Annotated in this window: 17 protein-coding genes, 1 tRNA gene and 2 rRNA genes (1 of these 20 running past the window's edge); 15 read left to right on the forward strand and 5 right to left on the reverse strand. The window is 36.7% G+C overall.

The annotated features are described in order from the left end of the window. The 4 genes from BELBA_RS09545 to BELBA_RS09560 all read left to right on the forward strand — a co-directional run. Positions 1-492, forward strand: a 23S ribosomal RNA gene (locus BELBA_RS09545); it begins 2,392 nt to the left of the window's first position. 190 nt (positions 493-682) lie between these two features. Continuing rightward, positions 683-794 (forward strand): 5S ribosomal RNA (gene rrf / locus BELBA_RS09550). 298 nt (positions 795-1,092) lie between these two features. Continuing rightward, on the forward strand, positions 1,093-1,635 hold the full coding sequence (gene pyrR / locus BELBA_RS09555; RefSeq protein ID WP_014772501.1) for a bifunctional pyr operon transcriptional regulator/uracil phosphoribosyltransferase PyrR: 543 nt from the start codon (positions 1,093-1,095) through the stop codon (positions 1,633-1,635). Between the two features lie 8 nt (positions 1,636-1,643). Next, entirely contained in the window at positions 1,644-2,567 is a 924-nt protein-coding gene (locus tag BELBA_RS09560; RefSeq protein WP_014772502.1) for an aspartate carbamoyltransferase catalytic subunit, read from the forward strand. A 137-nt stretch (positions 2,568-2,704) separates the two neighbouring features. Here the strand turns inward: BELBA_RS09560 and BELBA_RS09565 are convergent, their stop codons facing one another. Beyond that, complete coding sequence (locus BELBA_RS09565) at positions 2,705-3,904, reverse strand: hypothetical protein (RefSeq protein WP_014772503.1); 1,200 nt, start codon at positions 3,902-3,904, stop codon at positions 2,705-2,707. Positions 3,905-3,984: 80 nt separating this feature from the next. Beyond that, complete coding sequence (locus BELBA_RS09570) at positions 3,985-5,610, reverse strand: hypothetical protein (protein WP_041779598.1); 1,626 nt, start codon at positions 5,608-5,610, stop codon at positions 3,985-3,987. 229 nt (positions 5,611-5,839) lie between these two features. Here BELBA_RS09570 and BELBA_RS09575 point away from each other — a divergent pair, with 229 nt between their 5' ends. From BELBA_RS09575 to BELBA_RS09610, 8 genes are all read left to right on the forward strand, one after another. Continuing rightward, complete coding sequence (locus BELBA_RS09575; protein WP_014772505.1) at positions 5,840-7,495, forward strand: DNA polymerase/3'-5' exonuclease PolX; 1,656 nt, start codon at positions 5,840-5,842, stop codon at positions 7,493-7,495. Between the two features lie 10 nt (positions 7,496-7,505). After that, positions 7,506-7,793, forward strand: coding sequence for a hypothetical protein (locus tag BELBA_RS09580; protein WP_014772506.1), 288 nt, complete (start codon positions 7,506-7,508; stop codon positions 7,791-7,793). Positions 7,794-7,821: 28 nt separating this feature from the next. Continuing rightward, positions 7,822-8,463: a YiiX/YebB-like N1pC/P60 family cysteine hydrolase gene (locus tag BELBA_RS09585; RefSeq protein ID WP_014772507.1), complete on the forward strand. Its 642-nt coding sequence runs from the start codon at positions 7,822-7,824 to the stop codon at positions 8,461-8,463. Between the two features lie 164 nt (positions 8,464-8,627). Then, positions 8,628-8,834: a hypothetical protein gene (locus tag BELBA_RS09590; RefSeq protein ID WP_014772508.1), complete on the forward strand. Its 207-nt coding sequence runs from the start codon at positions 8,628-8,630 to the stop codon at positions 8,832-8,834. 132 nt (positions 8,835-8,966) lie between these two features. Then, complete coding sequence (gene tnpC, locus BELBA_RS09595) at positions 8,967-10,409, forward strand: IS66 family transposase (protein ID WP_245531113.1); 1,443 nt, start codon at positions 8,967-8,969, stop codon at positions 10,407-10,409. Between the two features lie 19 nt (positions 10,410-10,428). Beyond that, positions 10,429-11,070, forward strand: a complete 642-nt coding sequence (locus BELBA_RS09600; protein ID WP_245531158.1) for a hypothetical protein — start codon at positions 10,429-10,431, stop codon at positions 11,068-11,070. Positions 11,071-11,234: 164 nt separating this feature from the next. Continuing rightward, positions 11,235-11,308: transfer RNA gene (locus BELBA_RS09605), tRNA-Asn, on the forward strand. A gap of 112 nt (positions 11,309-11,420) precedes the next feature. Next, positions 11,421-12,212 (forward strand): Fic family protein, encoded by a 792-nt coding sequence (locus tag BELBA_RS09610; RefSeq protein ID WP_014772509.1) that lies wholly within the window; start codon positions 11,421-11,423, stop codon positions 12,210-12,212. Between the two features lie 7 nt (positions 12,213-12,219). On the opposite strand, the gene BELBA_RS09615 is transcribed toward BELBA_RS09610, so the two are convergent. After that, positions 12,220-12,471, reverse strand: coding sequence for a hypothetical protein (locus tag BELBA_RS09615; RefSeq protein WP_014772510.1), 252 nt, complete (start codon positions 12,469-12,471; stop codon positions 12,220-12,222). Positions 12,472-12,539: 68 nt separating this feature from the next. Beyond that, a complete protein-coding gene (locus BELBA_RS09620) occupies positions 12,540-13,901 on the reverse strand; it encodes an NfeD family protein (RefSeq protein WP_014772511.1) in 1,362 nt (453 codons plus the stop codon). A gap of 214 nt (positions 13,902-14,115) precedes the next feature. On the opposite strand from BELBA_RS09620, the gene BELBA_RS09625 reads away from it, so the two are divergent. The 3 genes from BELBA_RS09625 to BELBA_RS09635 all read left to right on the forward strand — a co-directional run bounded on the left by BELBA_RS09625 (position 14,116) and on the right by BELBA_RS09635 (position 16,833). Beyond that, the gene (locus BELBA_RS09625) at positions 14,116-15,294 is read left to right on the forward strand and encodes a LysM peptidoglycan-binding domain-containing protein (RefSeq protein ID WP_014772512.1); all 1,179 of its coding nucleotides are present in this window, start codon (positions 14,116-14,118) and stop codon (positions 15,292-15,294) included. A gap of 218 nt (positions 15,295-15,512) precedes the next feature. Beyond that, positions 15,513-16,067, forward strand: coding sequence for a hypothetical protein (locus BELBA_RS09630; RefSeq protein WP_014772513.1), 555 nt, complete (start codon positions 15,513-15,515; stop codon positions 16,065-16,067). Position 16,068: 1 nt separating this feature from the next. Further along, positions 16,069-16,833, forward strand: coding sequence for a TIGR02757 family protein (locus BELBA_RS09635; RefSeq protein ID WP_014772514.1), 765 nt, complete (start codon positions 16,069-16,071; stop codon positions 16,831-16,833). A gap of 1 nt (position 16,834) precedes the next feature. Here BELBA_RS09635 and BELBA_RS09640 read toward each other — a convergent pair whose 3' ends face one another. After that, complete coding sequence (locus BELBA_RS09640; protein ID WP_014772515.1) at positions 16,835-18,178, reverse strand: M24 family metallopeptidase; 1,344 nt, start codon at positions 18,176-18,178, stop codon at positions 16,835-16,837. Positions 18,179-18,256 lie beyond the last annotated feature (78 nt).

Raw genomic sequence — 18,256 nt, forward strand, 5'->3', positions numbered from 1 at the left:
CCGGCGGTACCGTATGGAAGGGCCGTCGCTCAAAGGATAAAAGGTACTCTGGGGATAACAGGCTGATCTCCCCCAAGAGCTCATATCGACGGGGAGGTTTGGCACCTCGATGTCGGCTCGTCACATCCTGGGGCTGGAGAAGGTCCCAAGGGTTGGGCTGTTCGCCCATTAAAGTGGCACGCGAGCTGGGTTCAGAACGTCGTGAGACAGTTCGGTCCCTATCTGTTGCGGGCGTGGGAAGTTTGAGGAGACCTGACCTTAGTACGAGAGGACCGGGTTGGACTGACCGCTGGTGTACCGGTTGTGATGCCAATTGCATTGCCGGGTAGCTACGTCGGGAAGAGATAAGCGCTGAAAGCATCTAAGTGCGAAACTCCCTCCAAGATGAGACTTCCAAACAGGGCCGTCAGAGACGATGACGTTGATAGGCAGCAGGTGTAAAGTCAGAGATGACATAGCTGAGCTGTACTAATTGCCCGAAAACTTACCATTGGTCTAAGCACTCAATTTTCTGCACACTTGTTATGAATTAAGATTCAAGACGCAAGATATAAGATACAAGACACAAGATTAAAGACTTGATGTTGGACACTTGATACTTGTATAAGAACTTAAAAATATTGATCTCGAGAGAGAGCCTGTTGAATTTAATGGTATATCCATGTAAAGGAAACAGTAAGATTTAGGCGGCCTAGCGCAGGGGTCCCACCTCTTCCCATCCCGAACAGAGAAGTTAAGCCCTGCAGCGCCGATGGTACTGGGGTTACACCCGGGAGAGTAGGTCGCCGCCACATTATTCAGACCCTTTGGTTAAGTCCAAAGGGTCTTTTTGCGTTTAATACCTTTTGTAATAAATGACAATAGAAGCAAGACACAAGACACAAGACTCAAGTCAATCTATAAAAAGCTTGGTTTATCTTTTTAAAAGAATTAGACTTTTTAACTGAATCACCCAATCACTCAATTAACACTTAACCTTTTAGTATTACAAGCTTCCAACTTTCCATCGGCTAGACTCTTTTCAAACCAACTTTAAAACCTTTTCCTTTATTCCAATTCAATTCTTTTTATATTTGCAACCAAAGTTAGACTATGCATAAAAAACTAATACTTGATCAAAAACAGATCGAAATCATTCTTAAAAGATTTTGTCATCAATTGATCGAAAACCATGATGTTTTTGAAAATACAGTTTTGTTAGGACTACAACCAAGAGGCCCTCTTGTTTTAGATAAATTAGCTTTACTTTTAGAAGAAATATCAGGTGTAAAAGTTCCTTATGGTTACTTAGATGCTACCTTCCATAGAGATGACTTTAGAAGACGTGATTTGCCCTTAAAAGCAAATGAAACAAAAATCAAATTTTTAATTGAAGGTAAAAATGTAATTCTTGTAGACGATGTGCTATATAAAGGCAGGTCTGTAAGAGCTGCTATGGATGCTATGATCGCATTTGGAAGACCAGCTAAAGTGGAACTGATGGTTCTAGTAGATAGAAAATTTACCAGAGATTATCCGATTATGCCTGACTATTGTGGCTTGAAAGTAAATACGCTCGAAAGCCAATATGTAATGGTAGAATGGGCTGATAATGGTTTTGAAAATGATGCGATTTGGATAACTGAAAAAGCTTGAAATAAGATATGTCACAACTGAGTACGAAGCATCTTTTAGGAATTAAGGATATCAGTTCAGAAGATATTCAATTGATCTTTGAAACAGCAGATAATTTTAAGGAAGTCCTTAATCGTCCAATAAAGAAGGTGCCATCCCTTCGTGATATCACGATTGCCAATATATTTTTTGAAAACTCTACACGAACCAAATTATCTTTTGAATTAGCGGAAAAAAGATTATCAGCGGATGTAGTGAATTTTTCTTCAAGTAACAGCTCTGTTAAAAAGGGAGAAACACTAATCGATACGGTTAATAATATCCTATCAATGAAAGTGGATATGGTGGTGATGCGACATAGTAGTCCTGGCGCACCCCATTTTTTATCGAGAAACATCAAAGCAAATATCGTCAACGCCGGTGATGGAACACATGAACATCCGACGCAAGCTCTTCTTGATGCGTTTTCTATAAGAGAAAAACTAGGAGATGTTGCAGGAAAAAAGGTTGCTATTATTGGAGATATTTTACATTCAAGAGTAGCACTTTCTAATATTTTTTGTTTGCAAAAATTAGGTGCTGAAGTGATGGTTTGTGGCCCAATTACATTGATCCCAAAACATATCACGAGTTTAGGCGTAAAAGTCGAATATGATGTGCAAAAAGCTTTAGCTTGGTGTGATGTGGCTAATGTATTGCGTATACAATTAGAAAGGCAACAAATCAAATATTTTCCATCCTTAAGAGAATATTCGCTTTATTACGGAGTCAATAAAAAAATGCTTGATAGATTGGACAAGGAAATTGTAATTATGCATCCAGGCCCAATCAATCGAGGTGTGGAGCTAAACTCAGACGTGGCAGATAGTGAACATTCAATTATTCTTAATCAAGTGGAAAATGGTGTTGCGATTAGAATGGCTGTTTTGTATTTGCTTGCTGGGGCGAAGTAATTGTTTGGGAATATGATTCTAGAAACTTGACTAACTTCGGTATTTAGGTATTCAAGATCAAGAAAGAAAAACCTCTAAAATTTTCCTGATTCCCACTCAAAAGAATTTTCTTTATTCTTTTCCTTGTAGAAGGATTCTTAATGCGTTTTCAATTCAATTTTTGAAATGCTGAACACTTCTCTATAATCGTCAGTACCATTTTGACTAGTTGATCTGATGATCTCTTTGGAAGTGACTAAATAGTAATTATCATACCAATGCATCAATTTTTCACTTCCATGCTTTACTTTTACAACTTCATCAATGCCATTGCTTGGAAGAATTGAAAGTCTTTGATTATCAATCTCTGTTTGCCCATTTTTAATGCTATTAAGTGTCAAAATTCCGTTTTTAAGCATTTTACCATTATTTTTTTTCCGATCTAATCTTTTCTTTAATTTTGCAGCCTTTCTTTCAGGTAGATAATTATAAAAATTTGGAAAATCATGAAGGTTAAAAAATTTCAACGATTGTCCTCCAAAATCTTCAATAGTATTCTGATAATATCCGTAAAAAGCAGACCTCTTTCTCTGGCCATAAGTTCCTACCAAGACTTCTTGGAAGTCATCGTCTGAAGAAAGCATGGATTCCATATATTCCATGTTTTTTTCTTCTAAATTATCCATGGTAACATCTCTAATAAGATTACCATCCGTGTCAAAGGAAATTAGAGAAACCTCATAAACTTTATTGATTACTTCTTTTCTTATCAAAACATTAAAATAATCTAATTCCCGATCGTGATGAAGTTTCAATACTTTAGCATTATAAAAAAATATTCCGGGCAGGGTTATGGTTTCGCCATTTTGTAAGTCAAATAATTGTAAAATGGGACTTTGGTCAAGTGTTCCTTGTAAAACTACTTTCCTACCTACTACTAGAAAATTCTTCAGACTCATTTCCGTTAATTTATCGATCGGATATTGTCTTATTCTTTGTTCTTTAAGATCCGCTTCTATTAAAAATCTACTAGTTTCACTGAGGTCTTTTTTCTCGAAAAGAAGATATAGTTTTGAATCGAATAAATAATATCCGACCATACTATAATAAAGCTGTAAAGGAACTTCATATGCCCTTTCAAACTCCAAATCTTTATCTGCAACAAATATTTCAAGTGTGGGGCCAGATGATTGTTTTAATAATGATCGAAAACCTATAATTCCTTCATCTGTATTGATAGTAGTGTATTCTGCTTCAGCGAATTTGACATCAAATTCAAGTCTATTTTCAATTTGAGCTAATAAGGTAGTGCTTAAAAATAAAAAGATAATTAATAAACCAGTTGATTTAGAGATCATATAAGAAATTTGGTTTTTAGTATTTTAAAAATGGGATAAAGTTTAAACTTTTTATACGTAATTATTTAGTTCAAGTTTTTTTACTTTTCCTCTGGATCAAATAAAGCCCCATTGACTTGTATCTTCGTAAGAAAAAAAACGTCTTTAGTTTTTTGCCTCCCATCTTCATCCTGAAATCTGATTGTTTGCTTGCCCGTCAAGAGATAATTATTCTCATACCACCAATAAAGTATAAGGCTGTATTCATCAGTTTCCCGGATTCTTTCAGTTTCTTCAAGTAATTCAATTTCAAACTTTTCATTTTCGAAAATAACTTCCCCATCGTAGAGATAACTTAAAGCTAATTTTTCATCTTCCAAATACATGTAGTGAAGTTTATTCCCTGTCAAGCTGATTTCTCCAAACTTACTTGGGTTATTTGTCACGTTATTTGGTAGACTGACCGAATTATCCCATAATATGCGACCATCTTTATCGAGCTTTAATATTTGGGCTGCATAAAACTTATATTCTCCTTCTCTAAAAGTATTGAAATTTGGGTTGTAAGGCATGCCTCTATAACCCAAATATGGGTCTCGAAACATCATGTTATTATATATCGGATTAAAGGGGTTGATTCGATACATACTATTCGCATACATTCCATCCCTTGGAAAATATCTAGGGTTGTTTGCCATGAACAAATCACTATAAACCAAATATCCATCATCCATAGTAATGACCTCACGTGTAGAAAGAACGGGTTTGATGTCAGGGGTTTTGCCTTTTTTTAAAGATTTTTCTAAAGATCGTATTCTTCTGGCGCGTATTTTTTCAGGTAAATAATTATAAAAATTTTCAAAATTCTCCAGTGTATAATATTTTTTGACTGTCTCTCCAAATTCATTAATTTCCGCAAAGTAAATGCCCTGATAAGCCTCTTGTCTTTGCTTTCCAAAAGTCCCAATCAAAGCTTGTTGATAATCTTCAAATGGGGTAAGAATACCTTCTATTATCTCTAACTTTGGATCATCTAAATTACCCAAATCAACTTCCCTTAGTTTGCTCCCTTCCATATCAAAGGTTAAAATTGATACTTGCTTCACCTTGTATTGATCTCTTTTACTAATCAATACATCTAACACGCCTAATTGCTTATCTTTTCTTAATTGTAAGATTTCAGAATCTTTGGAATAAATTCCTTGAGCCGTGAAAACATTTGTAGTTTCCATGTCAAAAATCTGCACTACCGGAAGTGATTCAGAAACTCCCATAAAAATCGTTTTTCCATTCATGACGTAGAACTCTTTTAACTCCATTTCTAAAACATTGGAAACGTCAAATTCTGTAGCTTTATCGGTTCTTAAGGTCATTTCTATGATGTAGCGATCTTCTGCAGAAATAGAGCCCCCTTTTTGGAAAAGAAGGTAAAATTTATCTTCATCTACATCATATCCAACGAGGTCATGATTTTCTCTAATAGGAAGTTTTTTTATTGAAGTGGCATTGAGGTTATAGTCAGCCTGAAAAACCTCCAAATGTTTCTGAGATTTGAAGCCTGACTCCTTTACAGTCCTAAAACCAATAACTCCTTCATCATTGAATATTGTCATGTAATTACTTTCACCAAACTTAGCCTCAAATTCTAATCTTGCAGCAAAGTCAACTTGAGCTAGACTTGTCAAGCTAAAAAAAGATAAAACAAAAATTGAAATTACATATCTCATGATCATTTTTGGATTTTAGAAAATATTGATTTAAAGATCTTTGTGTTTTTTTAACGTCAATAACTTAAATAAAGGTTTATGGTTGTATTTTGTTCAATTCTTTAAGATAAGCTATAAGATTTTATTTTAAAACAATTAATCGTGACATTTGTCCTAATCTTGAATCAAGCCCTCAAAAAAATTGGATCAGAAGAATATTACAAAAAAGCTGAAGCTTATTATTAAATTGATGGAGCTTCATGATGAAAATCCCTTTAAAATCAGAAGCTACCAATCTGCAGTCAATACCCTCGAAAGAGGTGAGGATATTTCTGTTGAAGGGAAAAATATAGATGAACTTCAGGAAATCGGTGGTATTGGAAAAAGTATCGCTGAAGTTATTTTTTCTCTGGGTACAACAGAATCGCATGCCTATTTGGAGACTTTGTTAGAAAAGACACCAAAAGGGATTTTAGAAGTGTTGGAAGTCAAAGGACTTGGTCCAAAAAAAGTAAAAGTCCTGTGGGAAGAAATGAATATTACTTCCATCCACGAGCTTTTAGAAGCTTGCCAGGCAGGACAAGTAGCCAAAATCAAGGGTTTTGGAGAAAAAACACAAGAAAGTATCATTCAAGCTTTGGAATTTAAAGCATCAAATGAAGGAAAATGGCTTTTCGCTGATATTGAAAAGGCAGTATTAGCAATAGACGAAGAATTTGGAAATATTGAAGGTATTTCATCCAAAGCCATTGTGGGTGAATTTGCCCGGAAATTAGAAATCATCAATAATGTAGAATGGCTTTTTGATGTAAATGATAAACCGAAAGTCTTAAAACACTTAGAATCAATATCAATTTTAGAACAAGACTTGAAACGTAGCAGTCCATTTAAGTGGAGGGGAAAGATCATAGATCCTGAAGTGACTGTCATGATTCATTTTACAGATTCTACTAATTTCATCAAAGAGAAAATCCTCAGAATAGGAAGCAAAGCACATTTACTGTATCCAATGGAAGGTAATCTTCCATTTGTAGATGTTTTACAAACTGCTGAATTCACTTCAGAAGAAGAAGTTTATGAAAAAGCTGGCTTCGTTTGGATTCCTGAAGAGTTGAGAGAAGGTTTTTTTGAGTTTGACTGGGCAAAAGATGGCGCAAAACCACTACTTGAAGAAAAAGACTTGAAAGGGATTTTGCACAATCACTCAACCTATAGTGATGGAAAACATACCCTGCGTCAAATGGCTGAGCACTGTAAAGCGCTAGGTTATGAATATTTGGGAATGTCAGATCATAGCCGAACTGCATCCTATGCTGGTGGATTAGTTATAGAAAAAGTCCAAAAGCAACAAGCTGAAATTGATCAATTGAATAAGGAATTAGCCCCGTTCAAAATTTTCAAAGGAATAGAAAGTGATATTTTGATCGATGGAAGTTTGGATTACCCTAATGATATTTTGGCTAGTTTTGACTTTATTGTTTCTTCCATACACTCAGGATTGAGTATGGACAGAAAGAAAGCTACAGCAAGAATTCTAAAGGCAATAGAAAATCCATATACTACCATTTTGGGACACCCAACCGGTAGACTTTTGTTGAGAAGGGAAGGATATCCTTTAGACCACAAAATGATCATAGATGCTTGTGCTGACAATGGTGTCATCATAGAAATCAATGCCAATCCATGGAGATTAGATTTGGATTGGAGGTGGGTTCATTATGCAATAGAAAAGGGTGTGAAGCTTGCTATCAATCCCGATGCACATGCTATGGAAGGCTATTCGGATATGCGTTATGGTGTTTTGGTTGGGAGGAAAGGAGGTTTGACTGCTGATATGACTTTTAATACCTTGGGTAGGGAGGAAATCAGTAAATATTTTGAAGAGAGGAAAAACAAAATCAAATAAATAATCACCTATGAATTGGATGAATAAAGACGAAAACTTGCTTTTAGAAAGATCATTCCTCTTCGGCGTGACGGGTATAGTTTTGTGTCTATTAGCATTAGCGAATTCTTACTTTAAGCTTTTAGAAGCGCCAATGGGCCCGCTGAATGGAGTTGGGATTGCACTACAGTTTGTAGGATTGAGTATCGCTGTACTGGTACTTAGGAAAACAAAAATCACCGAGGCTACAAAAGATAAATCAAAGAAAATGGTTTTGGTTTTGGGTGTAGCATTATTCTTTTTTTTCTTGGTCATTTGACCTTAAATACTAAAATCAACATTTGAACATGACCCGACTTTCAAATACATTTTTGATTCTTCTCTTCTTTGTTTCTATTTCTTGTATCACAAAAGAGCAATTTCAAGAGGGAGATATTTTATTCCAAAATGGTGATTGTGGAGATTTTTGTGATGCTATCAGAAAGGTGACTCACGGCTATCAGGGAAAGGAGTTTTCCCATAATGGATTGCTTATGAAAGAAGCAGACGATTGGTTTGTATTGGAAGCAATCGGGAAAGGAGTAAGCAAAACTCCACTTCAAGATTTTTTGAATCGGCATGTAGATAATGAGGGTAATCCAAAGATTATGATTGGAAGACTCAAGCCGGAATATAGAAATTTGATTCCTGAGGCCATTGAAGAAGCACAGAAACATCTTGGAAAACCCTATGACTGGGTTTTTGATTTTGAAAATGATGCGTTTTATTGTTCTGAACTGATTCACTTTGCATTCAAAGATGCGAATAATGGGAAAGATTTATTTTCACCACAACCAATGACCTACAATGATCCAGACACTGGGGAGCTTTTTCCGATTTGGGATAAATATTTTTCAGAGCTTGGCCATGAAGTCCCTGAAGGAAAACCCGGACTCAATCCAGGTGGAATGTCTTTGGAACCAGTTTTGGTGATGCAAGAGATTAGATAATGTATTAAAGTTGTTGTGGTATTTTTAGTCTTGAAGATTTTTCAAGAGAAAATTAATAAAACTCAAACCCTTATAATTCCATATCAATTTTTTTCTTAATTGTAACTTTTGTCGCTGTGGATAGTTCTTCAAGAGCTATACATTAGCGTTTTCTAAATGATTCGATGTTAAAAAATATCTTTAAGTATCAGGTTGGCGTTTTTGATTTCCTTGACGAGCATTGGGAAGGTGCTGTCGTGTCTAAACTGATTTCGAATATAGTCTTATCATTTTTCATATTTGGCTTGGTAGTCGGCTTATTGAATTATCTGGGTGTTATTTTTTACAGTGATGTTATCAGTCCATTTTTTGCCATAGAACTGGCATTGTAACTACTCAGGTACATTATTTACTGACCAATATTCAAGTATTTGGAGTCTTGTTGCCCTCTGTGGTGTATTGATGCGTATTTGTATGTGAATGTACGAAAATCAGCTTTAAAGTTGGTTTATCCACATTTTTTTGTGGGGAAAAACAGCGTGGATTATTGGTATTCATGGGATTATGTGCTGATATTCAGGAAACATTTCTATAGTATATTGGACCACAGGGATACGCTTATTCAGGAACTGATCAAGATGAACCTCCAGCTTATGGAGCAGGTCAAGTCTTTAAAATCTAGGGTATCCGATTTGGAAAATGAGCTTGCCCGTTACCGTAATCCCAAAAACAGCCGCAACAGCTCGGTTCCCCCTTCAAAAGACGAGAACCGCCCCAAAAAAAATCAGAGTCTCCGTCAGGATACAGGGCGCAAAACCGGCGGTCAGCCTGGACACAAAGGCCATACCCTTGAAATGACATCCTCCCCGGACATAATAGAAAACCACATCCCTTTATTCTGTACCTGCTGTGGTGGTGATCTGTCGGCGGTTCCAGCAGAACTGTCCTCCAAAAGACAGGTCCTGGATCTTCCTGTGATTAAAGTGGTATGTACCGAGCATAGAATCTTTTCCAAAAACTGTTCCTGTGGAGAAAAGATCAGTGGGTCATTCCCTGACAATATCAATGCCCCCATACAGTACGGGAGCGGTGTTGAAACCATTGTCGGTTATCTGCATGCCAGACAGTATGTTCCCTATAGAAGGATGAAAGAACTTCTCAGGGACTGCTTCGGTATTAATCTCAGCGAGGGGAGTATCGATAACATTATCGGTAGGTTTGCCCGCAAGTCTGCACCAATATATGCAAAGATAAAGACGGCAGTCTCTAAAAGTCCTGTGATAGGAGCTGACGAGACTGGGGCTAAAGTGGATGGAAACAAACAGTGGGTCTGGACTTATCAGACCGAGGAACTCACCCTGTTAGCTATATCTGAATCACGTGGACTTAAGGCGATGAATACACATTTTCCCGATGGGTTCGGAAAGGCAGTATTGTGCCACGATGCATGGAGGGCATACTTCAACTATTCGGAAAACCTGCACCAGCTCTGTTGTGCACATCTGCTTAGGGAGCTCAACTACATTGTTGAACGCTATAAATCTAAATGGGCTGACAGCCTTAGGGCCCTGTTCAGGGAAGCTATCTCACTGAAGAGAAAACTCAAAAAACTATCAGATCCAGAGAATAGCAGGAGTATTGCTTCCATTGAAGAGAAGATGGATAACCTACTCGCCCAACCTGTAGAGTCAAAACATAAAGAAGCAGTATCCCTACAAAAAAGACTCCTGAAATACAGAAAGTCACTTTTTACTTTTCTCTATCACCAAAAAGTACCACCGGATAACAATGCCTCTGAAAGAGCCATACGCAACATCAAGGTGAAACAAAAAATATCAGGACAGTTCAAATCCAACAATGGAGCTGAAAACTTCAGTGTTATAAGATCCGTCGTGGATACCCTGATCAAACGTTCGGGAAATATCTTAGAAAATCTAAATCATATAGCTAATTTACAACCTGAGTAGTTACCTGGCATTTAATGTTTTGTTGATTTTTGAGGTATTAGGATTGATTTTCTTGATTCCAAAGTCTGTAGCCGATTCTGTTGGAAAGCAATTTGAGATTATATCTTTAGTGCTTTTGCGTGATGCGTTTAAAGAATTTGGACATTATTTGGAGGAAGTCAATTGGGAATTGGAGTTTGTAATGGAGTTGCTTCCAATTGTATCTGATGCATTTGGTGCGATTTTGATTTTCTTCATCACAGGTGTATTTTATAGGGTTCAAAAGCATGCTCGAATAACCCAAAGTCAAGAGGAACAAAAAAGATTTACAGCTATTAAAAAAATACTTTCCTTGTATCTGGGACTTTCTTTTTTATTTCTTGGCGTCTATGATGTGATTTTAGCTTATCAAGTACACGAGATTGTTTATAGCATTGAGTTGTTTTACACATTGTTAATTTTTACAGATGTATTTATACTTCTTTTTTCTTTGAGATATACAACAAAATACTTCAACTTATTTAGGTATTCATCTTTTGCTTTGGCAACGATCTTTTTAAGATTGACATTATCAGCTCCTGCTTATTACAATGTAATCTTGGCTATAATAGCTGGATTGATGGTTTTGGGAGTGAGTTATATTTATAATCGCCTCTTATCAAAACAAGTTATAGAAGATTGAAAAGTAGTGCTTCAAATATCGAAAAAATAAGTCCTTGATATAGAGCATAAAATAAGTTTAAGGCTTGTAAATGGGATTTTTTTTATAGGAGAGTTTGGAAAAAAACAAACATCCTGCTATGTTTGCATCACAATAACGGAAAGCGTTGTTGTTTTCAATAAAATTCCTCCTTAGCTCAGTTGGTTAGAGCACATGACTGTTAATCATGGGGTCCTAGGTTCAAGCCCTAGAGGGGGAGCAAAAGCCTTGCAGAAATGCAAGGTTTTTTTGTTTTAGACAACTCTAGAAACCATTTATTTTTTTCAATACAATAGTTGAGTAACTTAGTTTTTTATTGAGCTGTAATAGAGATGAACAAACAACTACTAATTCTAAGCAATGATTTACTTTCAGAGTACTTGGAAAAAGCGCCGAAAGGTTTAAATCATGCTTTTGAAGCATTGAAAGACGCCGAAATCTCAACAGATAGCTTTAGTTTTTACACCTCTGTATCCTCCGTATACAGTAGCAAAATAGAAGGAGAGGCTATGGAATTAGATAGTTACGTTAAACACAAGAAATTCGGCATTGAGTTTTCACCAGATTTCACTAGAAAAATAGATGACCTGTACGACGCCTACACCTTTGCAAAGGTCAATGAGCTCAATAAGGAAACCATTGCCCAAGCCCATTCATTGCTCAGCAAAAATATCCTTACTAAAAACAGGCAGGGAACGTACCGCACACAAAACATGTATGTCTCCACTCCTGATGGCCGTATTGAATATGTAGCGGCCTCACCTTTTGAATTAGAGGCAGAAATGGAAAAGTTTTATACCGATTTGACGCTACTACTCAAAACAGAAATGTCTATCGAAGAAGCTTTTTTTTATGCCTCAATGATTCATTTGGTTTTTGTCAAAATACATCCTTGGAATGATGGAAACGGCAGAAGTGCCAGATTAATAGAAAAATGGTTTTTAGCAGAAAAATTAGGCGATAAGGCCTGGTTTATACAAAGTGAAAAAATGTATTACGACCATCATCGAACCTACTACTCAAACATCAGACTTTTAGGCTTAGAATACTCTATGTTGGATTATAAAAATGCGCTTGCTTTTTTATTGATGCTTCCATCTTCTATACAAATCGGAAGAAATTAAGATATTCTCAAATCACCCTTGTCTCCGAATATAAATCATAAGCAGCGACAAGGAGATGATGATCGGGGCCTTGTCCGTAGCGAGTGTATTGTTGTAAATCTTTTCTATCCTCGACATATTCTGGTGAGTAAGCAGCATAAAGTTCATCCCATATAATCATCAAATAAGCATAAGGAATTTTACTATTGCGACCTAGTTCGAGCCATTCCTCAAAAACCGACTCATCAAGTGATTTGGGATAGTCTGGTCCGTCAAACATATTTATTGTATTTATTTCTTAAAATCAAATTTAAATATCTCTTGTAGAAGAAAATATAAGTTTACTTCCTAACTGCTAACTTTTTTCACTTTCAAAGAAGTGCCTTCTGTACTGATGACTATGACTTTCTCACCTTTGTCAATAAACTCGCCCCTTGAATATGCATCATAAACTTCATCTTCCAGGAGAATTTTACCACTTGGCATCAGTCGAGTATGAGCAATTCCTCCTTTGCCTAATAAATCATTTTGATACGAAGTGGAGGTGTAGCCCTCAGAACGCTGCTGTGTAGTCGCTAATGCGATTGTACTAAATGCTTTCCATTGATTGATTTTTGGGGCAAAGAAAAAGATCAAAGCCATGGCGACAATTGCAGCCAAAATTACAGTAAGAAGCGCAACAAATAAATCACCTGATGGAACAAAAGTAAAATCAAATGCATCATTTGGAATCATCCCAAGAGTCAGTCCTGTTAAAATCCCAATAATCCCTAGAATTCCAAAAATACCAAAACCAGGAATCACGAAAAGCTCGATCAGAAGTAAAATCACGCCAACTACGAAAACTGCGATTTCCCAATTTTGAGCAAGGCCGGTCAGGTAGTATGGGATGAAATAGAGTATTATCGCAATCACCGAGGCTGCTATAGGAAAGCCCACTCCAGGAGTTTGGATTTCAAAATAGATCCCTGCAAAAATAATTAAAATTAAAAAACCACTTACAGCAGGGTTGAGGAAGATAGAAATTACTTTCTCCACATTTGACTCAGTGTATTTTATGATTTCAAAAGACTCAATGCCTTGTTTTTCTATGACCTCTGTAAGGCTAATAACTTCACCCTCGCTAAATCCATTAGCAATAGCTTCTGACACTGAAAAAGTAATTACAGATCCTTTTTCGCTTATGCCTTCCACTTCTAAGTTTTGATCAACCATAGCTTCTGCGATTTTTGGATCTCTTCCTTTTGCTTCTGCGGTGCTTCGCATCATCGAGCGCATATATGACTGGTATTTGTCAGGAGCAGCTTCTCCACCTCCTCCCATTACCACTGTAGCAGCTCCAATACTTGAGCCAGGTGCCATATATATACTATCACAAGCAATAGAAATTAATGCTCCAGCAGATGCAGCATCTTTGTTGATCCACACATGAATTGGAACTTGTGTTTCTAGTACCATAGTTCGGATATCATCAGCATCATTGACAGCGCCTCCATAAGTGTCCATTTCTATAATGATCAAATCTGCCTCTTTGGATTCAGCTTCTTCAAGGGCTAGTTTTACTTTTCGGTTCATCCTAGGGTCAATGTCACTTTTGATTTCAAATGTGTAAACTTTCTTTTTGACATTTTGAAGACTATCTTGTTTTGAATAAGCAGAGTTTAGGACTAAGAAAAAAAGAAGGAATGTTAGCGTCAATATATTTTTCATAAACTAATTGATTTGATTTTTGAATATACCAATATTTAAGAGATAAGCATTCAGTTCACCTTTTTGATAAGAAAAAACTTTTTAAAATAAATTATGAGGTGCCTATGACGTTTAAAAAAAGAGTATGGAACGATTTATGGAAGCCTCCGTTTCTATACTTGGATTTGATAAAATTAATCACAAATTTGTACCACAGTATCTACCCCGATAAATTATGAAAAAAAATATCCTAGTTGCGGTTTTAATTGCTTTGAGCTTTCATGTGAACGCGTCTAATTTAATAAAATTGGATTCCATTGGAATTGAAAAGGTAGGCGACAAGACTTTTATTATACATCAAGTCGAGGAAAAAGAAACCATGTTTGGAATATCGAAAAGATATTCAACATCTGTCAACGAAATCATTACAAATAATGACGAGTTGAAAGCAGGGTTGAAAATGGGGCAAAGAATTCGGATACCATACATTGCTCCAGCAGCTTTGCCTGCAGGTTCTAAACTACATAATGTCGCTCAGGGAGAAACTTTATTCTCTATAGCTAAAACTTATGGAGTAACTGTAAGTGATATTATGGCTTGGAATAATCTGAAAGGTAATGACCTTAGTCTAGGTCAAGGTTTAATTATACAAGGAGTTGCAAAGCCAGAGGCTCCAAAAGTAGTGGCTGAAGCAAAAGCAACTGTTCCTGCAGTAGCAACAGCTGGAAAAGCGAAAGCAGCGGAAAACAAAGAAAGAGCTGCTGATAAGAAAGAAGAAGCGCGCAACAAAGCTGAAGAAGTTAAAAAAGAAGTGTCTCGACCAAATGAGGCAGCTGCGAAAGCAAAAGAGGAAGTGAGGTCTGTAGAAAATGTTACAAATATTTATCCTGGAGAGTGGATTACGCATACAGTAGAACAAGGGGAAACTTTATTTGCGGTAGCGAAAAGATACGATTCGAAAGTTGAGGATTTGATTACTTGGAATGGGTTGTCATCAAATAACCTTTCAGTAGGTCAGAAATTGAAAGTAGGTAGAGGAGCGGCAGGACCATCGACAGTCCCTGTGGTAAGCTCAACTGTTCCAGTTATTGTCAATAATGAAAAAACAGATGCTACTTTGACTACTCCAAAAACTGATGATGCTCCTTATAGAAATATCAAAGAAACAGGTTTGGCTGAGGTGATAGATGGGACAGGAAATCATAAAAAATATCTTGTTTTACATAAGGAGGCTCCTGTTGGGACAATTATGCGTGTAAGGAATGAAGAAAATGATATTACTATTTTTGCACGTGTTGTCGGGAAATTGCCAAATACTGGAGACAATAGCAGACTTGTAGTCAAACTCTCTAAAGCTGCTTTTGATCAATTGAGAGCTGTTAACTCGAGGTTCCCAGTTGAAGTTTCTTACTAATGCTTTATAAACGATATTTTGAAAGTGGTTTGAAATATTATTTCTACGAAATTTTGAAATCCAAATAGAAAGAAATCCGTTTCTTCTCAAAGCACATATACCGATTGAGGTTCGATTCTTGATCGGTTTTTTCATTTATGTTTGTCATGTATTTCTCTTCCTGAAAGATCAACTTTGGTATTCATAATTAAGCTTGTACTTTTGTAAGAGAAAAATTCATGAACAAACTTCAACTCATATTACATCACGCTTTCAGGTATGTCTGGAATGCACTTTTTATCCTCAGTTACCCTGTATTGGCTACTTTTGGGCTACTTTTTATTGGAGTCACATATACTTTTTCAGGTTTATCGAAGTTGCTTACAAAATTACGGTCAGAACAAACACCTGGAATCCCTCAGAAATCAGATTGGGAAGTTCTATCGAATACAAATAATTTGTTAGAAGCAAAAATCCATAAACAAATCATGTTTGGCCCCACTTGCTTTCAATTGAGAAGAAAAGATGGTGTGCCTTCAGTTTTGCAGGACTTTTACTTCGGAGGGAAAGTGAGAATTATGGAAGAAGGTATTCTTTTAGAAAAATGGAATGCTACCGATTCTAAACAGCTTCCAGATTTTGATATTTGTTTGTATTTTCCAGATGAAGATAGATTGAAATCACTCACCAATATTAAATGTTTTGATTGGCATCTATCAGAGATAGAGGAGCAAAGCCTTTCTTTCAAATGGTTTGATGGAATTCAAGGTGGCGAAGTAAAAGTGGCGCTTTAAAATGGATTTAAAAGAGTTTTTAGATTCAAAAGTAGCAGAATATAATCAGCCAGGATTTATTGATTTAGATCCTATTTCTATTCCACATAGATTTTCAAAAAAGCAAGACATAGAAATTTCGGGTTTTATTGCGTCAATTTTGGCTTGGGGACAGCGTAAGACCATCATCAAAAAAAGTATTGAGCTGTTTGAAATGATGGACAATGTGCCTCATGAATTTATGCTAAACCATACAGAAAATGATCTAAGGCCATTTCTTAAATTCAAGCATAGGACTTTTAATGATATAGATACTTTATATTTTATTGAATTTTTTTCTTGGTATTACAAAAAATACGAAAGTTTAGAATTTGCCTTTTTACAAGGCTTCTCAAATGAAGTAGATGTCATGGAAAAATTACTCTCCAATTTTCATGACTTTTTCTTTCAACTGCCAGATGCTCCTCTTCGGACTAGAAAACATATTGCAACTCCTAAAAGGAAGGCTGCATGTAAGCGAATCAATATGTTTCTCAGATGGATGGTCAGGCAGGATGACAAAGGTGTCGATTTTGGCATTTGGAAGACCATTCAGCCGAGTCAGTTGATCTGTCCATGTGATTTGCATGTGGACAGGGTGGGAAGGAAGCTTGGACTGATTAATAGAAAACAAACCGACTGGATCACAGCTACAGAGCTTACGCAAAAGCTCCGAGAATTTGATCCAGTCGATCCTGTCAAATATGATTTTGCTCTTTTTGGCTTGGGTGTAGAGGAGAAATTTTAAATTACTTTATCAAGATCAGCTCTTTCTGCGGCTCGATCAAATACCTAGCACCATCGGATGTGACCACAGCAGTTTCTTCAACAGACATGGTCTTGGTACCGCCATTAGGTAAATTCCAAGCATGAAACCCATCAAAAGCGAAGAGCATACCTACTTTGAGTGGTTTGACAGCAGCAGGCCTGCTTGCAGGATTTTCGAGCATGCCACCCCCTAGATTTGGGCCGATGTCATGGGCTACATATCCCACAGGGTGACCTGTACTCCACATGACATACTCAGAGCCACGCTCTGCCATCCAGTCACGCTGTGCTTTATCCACTTGGTAGCCAAGTACACCGGGTTTCATGGCGTCCAGTGCAATTCGATTTCCTCCTATTGAAGAGTCAAAATAGAATTGTACTGAGTCAGGAGCCTGGGTTTCTCCATCTCTCAATACATAAGCGAACCTTTGAATATCAGAAACCCACATATCAAAGACCCGAATACCAAAGTCAATCTGGATGACATCTCCAGGTATTATGACCTTATCTGTGGCATGCGAATGACCACGGTCTGGACCTGAATTTACATTTGGATTTTGATCTGGTGACCATGCATCGGTTACATCATATTGTTCCATTTTCTTTTTGAGAAATTTTGCAATATCTGCATCAGTACTTTTTCCAGGGATAATTTCTGCATATGCCTCATATTGCCAATCAGAAGTGAATTGAGCGGCCTGAGTCATGATTTCTACCTCTGCGGGTAATTTGATTGCCAAAAATTCATAAACTAGTTCATCGGAGGAAATAAGCTTGCCTGCTTGCTCTCCAAGTGCTTCTTCTAAAGCTTTTCTTTGTGTATAACTCAGTCCATCTGCAAGTTCATTTTCAGCAGAACTATTGACTGCAATGGTGCTGAAATTTTGAGTTTTGATAAATGCTGCAGCTTGATAAATGGCTGAAGCGCCTCTTTCTACTGGAATCACTTCATCATGAATTTTGAGATCTGCCAAAGCTGTAGCTTCGCCTACGGGTGAAAATACAGTGGATTTGATTCCGTTTCCAGATTTGTGAAAAAGAAAGACAGCCGTTCCTCCAGCATTTTCCCCACCTACATGATGTGCGATAGGATCATTGTTGTTCTCTCTACAAATGATCGCCCAAGCATCTACACTAGCAGCTTCCATGGCTTGAGGAAGGAGTTTCTGTAGCCTTTCTTTTCTGATTTCAGGCCAAGGACTAGGTCCTGCAAATGGATTTTCGAAATTAGATTTTGTAGAAATTTTCTCCTGGCAAGAGCTCAAAGAGAATAAAATAAATAATACAAACAAGAATGATTTCAATGCATTAAATAAGTGCTTCATATATTTTTAAGTTGATCAATTGTTCAGCAATCTTGAAATTAAGAAGAATAAAACTAAATGTAAAATACTTTTTTCCAG

The sequence above is a fragment of the Belliella baltica DSM 15883 genome (assembly GCF_000265405.1).
GTDB lineage: Bacteria > Bacteroidota > Bacteroidia > Cytophagales > Cyclobacteriaceae > Belliella > Belliella baltica.